Annotated in this window: 1 protein-coding gene; it reads right to left on the bottom strand. The window is 58.1% G+C overall.

The window, feature by feature from the left end; genetic code table 11:
• Positions 1 to 140: 140 nt before the first annotated feature.
• Positions 141 to 1,008 (bottom strand): hypothetical protein (locus tag H6A60_RS11720; protein ID WP_205104823.1); only part of this gene is annotated, 868 nt, incomplete at its 5' end.

The following is a 1,008-nucleotide window of genomic DNA, read 5'->3' as shown; positions in this document are numbered from 1 at the left end:
GATTTCAGCCGGAAGAAGCGGGTGACGCGGCGGCGGTGTATGTCGATCAGGGATCGTCGAAAAATCTTTAACATCCATCATTACCTTACTTCTGTGCAAAGCTTGAAAAATTTTAAGGATGCTCTGATTCCCATTTCCGATTACAAGCGAAGCGAAAAAACCGACTTCGACCAGTCGACACTCAGAACAGGGGGCGGCTGGAAGCCGGAGAGTTCGCCAGAAACCAGCATTCGGTCGAAACCCGCCTCTGTGAGCGCCTTTTCGAAAGCCATGCTGTTGACGTTCAGCGTGCCGCCGGGCGTCTTCGTCACGCCAAGCTCGACATAAGGCCCTTCGCCCGAGAGCATTTGGGACTTGAGGTCTTCGAGCATGGCCCGCAGCCTGCTCGTCGGCGTGCCTTTGACGGAGCGCCTGCGCCCGCGCTTGCCGCTCTTCTGTTCGGCCGCGCGAGATGCATTCCGCGCGGCTGCAGATTCCGAGAATTCTTTCCCTGACGTTTTGGTCGACTCTTCAATCGGCCTGACAGGAGAGGAGGGTGCCGAGGGCTCTCGGCCCGCACGCTGTGCATGCTCCTTCGGAGCCGAGTCGGCTTCTGACGGAGCGCTGTTCGCGGCGTTATCGACCGCAGAGAGCTGCTCCGCGTTCTTGTCCTTTTCCTTCTCCTTTCCCTTCTTTCGTCGCGTTCGCTTCGAACGGAGCGCTTCGGCGTTTTCGAGCGGTTCGCAGAAAATCAGAAGTTCTTCTTCGCGAAGCGCATCGAAATCCGGCACATCCGACTTCGTTTTCTCCGACGCTGCTGCCGCCGCATCGGCATCGTCCTCGCCGGGTCCCGCAGCTGCGTCATTTTCCCTGGTCTTCCCCGTATCCGATTTGGAACAAACAAGACGAACGTCGGCTGCACCGTCTTTGCGGTCGTCTTCCGGGCGCTTCGCGTGCAGGGACTCGGTGCGTTCCGCATCCCTGTTGCGAGCTAATTCGGCTGCTTCTTTAGATTTCGTTTCCTTCCGA

The sequence above is a fragment of the Sutterella massiliensis genome, from assembly GCF_016899755.1.
In the GTDB taxonomy this organism is placed as follows: Bacteria; Pseudomonadota; Gammaproteobacteria; order Burkholderiales; family Burkholderiaceae_F; genus Sutterella; species Sutterella massiliensis.
The sequence above is the reverse complement of the archived record's forward strand: the minus strand, read 5'-3'. Positions and strand labels throughout refer to the sequence as shown.